Source organism: Paenactinomyces guangxiensis (assembly GCF_016055185.1).
Lineage (GTDB): Bacteria > Bacillota > Bacilli > Thermoactinomycetales > Thermoactinomycetaceae > Paenactinomyces > Paenactinomyces guangxiensis.
This window is the reverse complement of record NZ_JAECVR010000052.1, coordinates 1-3577: the sequence shown is the minus strand read 5'-3', so window position 1 is coordinate 3577 and position 3577 is coordinate 1. Positions and strand designations below refer to the sequence as shown.

At 40.0% G+C, this 3577-nt stretch carries 4 protein-coding genes and 1 pseudogene; all 5 read right to left on the bottom strand.

Annotated features, from left to right (window positions below; all coding sequences use genetic code 11):
• Positions 1-198: 198 nt before the first annotated feature.
• Positions 199-552, bottom strand: coding sequence for a carbohydrate-binding protein (locus I8U27_RS20860; RefSeq protein WP_232345713.1), 354 nt, complete (start codon positions 550-552; stop codon positions 199-201).
• Between the two features lie 25 nt (positions 553-577).
• Positions 578-1507, bottom strand: a pseudogene (locus I8U27_RS20180) (glycoside hydrolase family 43 protein).
• Positions 1508-1914: 407 nt separating this feature from the next.
• Positions 1915-2280: a transposase gene (locus tag I8U27_RS21515; protein ID WP_181755123.1), complete on the bottom strand. Its 366-nt coding sequence runs from the start codon at positions 2278-2280 to the stop codon at positions 1915-1917.
• A gap of 26 nt (positions 2281-2306) precedes the next feature.
• A complete protein-coding gene (locus I8U27_RS21510; RefSeq protein ID WP_181755124.1) occupies positions 2307-2579 on the bottom strand; it encodes a hypothetical protein in 273 nt (90 codons plus the stop codon).
• A 402-nt stretch (positions 2580-2981) separates the two neighbouring features.
• Entirely contained in the window at positions 2982-3377 is a 396-nt protein-coding gene (locus I8U27_RS21505; RefSeq protein ID WP_181755125.1) for a transposase, read from the bottom strand.
• Positions 3378-3577 lie beyond the last annotated feature (200 nt).

The following is a 3577-nucleotide window of genomic DNA, read 5'->3' as shown; positions in this document are numbered from 1 at the left end:
GCAACTTGACATACTTGACCAAGTGTGTCATTTGCTTTATTCCATATCTAATTTTCAAGGTGCGTTTGTTTCGTTTGCGTTCACCGCTCTCCGCGGCGATAAGAATTAATATAGCACAGGATATCATCCTGTGCAAGAGTTTTTTACAAAAAAATTTATTCCCCATTTGAATACTTAGTTCCCGGTATTGTGAACGTATCACTGAACAAGGAATACATCCAGGCAATCTATTTCTGCGTAGTGATCTCCTTTTCTAAAGCGAATTTTATTATTACCGGCATTTAACCATACTTTTGCCGTAGAAGTGCCCCAGTTATTCCACCCTGCGTTGGCAACATGGAAATTGGATTCCGTACCGCCATTCACGGATAATTTGTGGGTCGCCCAATAACCTCTACTGGTTCCGTTGCCTGTTCTTGCTGCAATGACATAGTAACCGGAAGAGGGTACGCTTACTTTAAACTCGACATAACTGTTCGCATAGTCGATATAGCCCACTTTCCGGCCATTTGAAGCGGATGATTCAGCGACAGAGTAAGGACCGTTAGACATTGTTGCGTTCTCTGCTTCGTATCGGTCATGTCCGGCTTCCACTGGAAGGCAACGGGATAGGAACATTAGGATTGACTGGGGCACCCAGATTAGGCGTATGATCGGGATTCCATGTAAATTTTTGAGCGCGGATATTTCGAGTCCAACCGGAATTTCTGTACCGCGCTGTATGATATAAAATCCAATCCTCGCTTCCGTCTTTTGATTTGGTAAAAGTGTGATGGCCGGGGCCATACAGTCCATTCGCGCTGCTGAAAATAGGGGAACTTCTTTTCGTCCAGGAAGAAGCATTGAGCGGATTGCTTTCTGTGCTGGCTGTGATCAGTCCCAAACAGTAGTCATTGGTCCAGCTGCCGCTCGTGGAGTATACCAGATTAATTGTTCCATTTTTAATGATCACTTCCGGCCCTTCATTCACGTGTGGTGTGTGATTCGTTTCCCAGGAATAGGTCGGCCGTGAAATTTCTACTCTTGCACCGTCAATGGTCTAGGGATTACTCATATGTGCAATATACAAGTTTTGACGTACGTTTGTATCACCTTCCCAGCCTGACCAAATAAAATATAATTGACCGTTTAATTGCATGACTGTTCCATCTATCGCCCATTTATTTGTTGAGTCAGTGATTTGTCCTTTGTCGACAAATGATCCCGAAAACGGATCGCTATTGGGATTTTCTAAAACAAACATCCGGTGATTATCATTATTGCCGTCACATGTTGTGGCAGCGTAGTAAATATACCATTTTCCATTGACATGATGAATTTCGGGAGCCCATATACCCGAGCAATTTCCTCCTGATCCGTTTGGACTCCAAACCACCTTGCTTTCCCCTGCATCTAAACCGCTAATCGTTTTGGAACGCCACAGGGTTACATTATTGCCAGTGGTTTTAGTAAAATAGTACCACCCATCTGAATGTTTATAAATGGAAGGGTCTGCTCCATCTTGCATGATGACATTATAAAAGTTACCAACAGAAGCAGAGGCTGTTTCAGGTGTCCAGGTAAAAACAACTGTAAAAATTAAAATTAACAACAAACAACATTTAGGCAGATAATTATTTTTCATTTTCAATCACCACACCGGAGCCCCGTCTTAAAGTTAGACCGGAAATGCGGCTTCCCCTCCTTGATCCGATTCGGAATTCACAAAATATACGTGAGATAATATCACATTTATTTTAACATTAAAATTAGTGTGTAAATACACACTAAACTATTAATTTAGTCTCCCTCAAGAAAACTAAATGTTTAAGCCAAAGGGTTCATACGTTTTTTTGCAATACAAAAAAGCCTTCTCTAAATTAAGAGACTGATGCAGAACGATTACTAAATATGATCATTCTACAGTTTCTGGAATCAAAACGACTCATATGAAAAAATAAAGAAGCACTTCCTGATCATGCAAAGCAGGAAGTGCTTCTTCTTTGTCAGAAGTTGCACAATTCTTTTGACGATAACACCAAAGAGCCCCCAGTATTTTGCTCGGGTCAATCCGTGGAACCTTTTAAGTTCTGCATTTTTATGCTCAATCCGTTTCCTTTTCTTACTGCGTAAGGAAAAGAGAGAACTTTTCATGTAATCGATTTGAGCTTGATGTTCTTCAGATATAAGTCTGATGTTGTATGTTTTCGTTTTCGCACCTCGGTAACAACCATTCCGCAAAGGACATTCTTGACATTTTGTAACATCAAAATAAAAGGTAGTGAATGAATTCTTTTTCACCTCTGTTTTGCCTGTTTTTACTTTTCTTACACTGCGTCTACCTCTTGATCGTATTGAAAACCGTGTTCTTCCTTTCGAGTTCCATGAAACACATTGGGGTTCAAAGGAATCGTTGGGAGTATGTTCTTTTCTCTTAACCAAGTTAAATTGATTTTGGATGAGTAAGCAGTATCACCTAAAACTTCATGACAAACAACACCTTGTTTCAAGGTGTTGGAAATTAACGGTATAAGTTGTTGGCCATCATCTGCTGAACCCGTTGTAATTTGGGCACCTGTAATAATTTCGTCCTCGGTCATACCAGGTGCAGCTTATATCCGAAAAATGACCGAGTACTAGACTTTTTTCCAATACGAGCATCAGGATCAATAGCAGATTGTACTCCTTTATTTAGAAGCAGTCGCTCATCACTAATAATCTTCTCAGCAACTTCAAGCTTCGCTTTTAACGCTCCTTCAGCATCCGGCACATATTTGTTTTACTTGTTCAACGAGAAGTACCAAGGAAGCCATCCACTCTTCTTCCGAAGATTTTTGACTAGGGAGTTTATATAGTTTCTCAATTAATTTCGGTTGATATTTCTTAACTACATGTTTAAGACGTGTAGTGGCTGTAATGAGGACGTCTTTAGGTTTTTGTTTAGAAGCATTTGCCATGGTATGCGTTGAATCAACAATGACACTTTTAGATCGAATAAGACCTTATTTTACGCATTGTTGCACGATATGAGCAAGTACTCGTTCAACTCCAGCTACTCCAAGTCGGTTTCGTCGAAACCGAGAGAGTTGGAAAGGATCGGGAAGAGGGTCTTCAGGATTGAGCCCCAAAAACCATTTATATGCTAGGTTTACTTGACAGTCTGTGATCACTTGTCGATCTGATAACTGGTATAGATTTTGTAGGAAAAGAAGTCGAAATAGCACTTCGGGATCATTAGCTGGTCTTCCATAATACACATCATAAGATTCTTTAACTAACTCATGGATAAAGCTAAAATCAATGGCTTCGTTGATTTTTCTCAAAATATGGTTTTCCGGAATCAGGTTGTACAGTTCACTGTGCACAGAGCTTTTCTTGATGTTTTGATCTTTTAACATAGTATTCACCCAATTCAGTGTAACAAAAAAAGTGCCCGAAGGCACTTTTACAAAAGATGTTATCCTATTGCATCAGTCTACTAAATTAAGGAAGGCTTTTTTAAGTATTCCCTGAAAACTAAAGAGTGAGTAATGACACGACCTGAGAAAGTTTGGTTAATGATGTATCCGCAGGATACTCCGTAGAAAGGAGGTGATCC

Coding starts and splice junctions, on each gene's coding strand:
- I8U27_RS20860 (WP_232345713.1), bottom strand. CDS start 552: ATGTCTAACGGTCCTTACTCTGTCGCTGAATCATCCGCTTCAAATGGC.
- I8U27_RS21510 (WP_181755124.1), bottom strand. CDS start 2,579: ATGACCGAGGACGAAATTATTACAGGTGCCCAAATTACAACGGGTTCA.
- I8U27_RS21505 (WP_181755125.1), bottom strand. CDS start 3,377: ATGTTAAAAGATCAAAACATCAAGAAAAGCTCTGTGCACAGTGAACTG.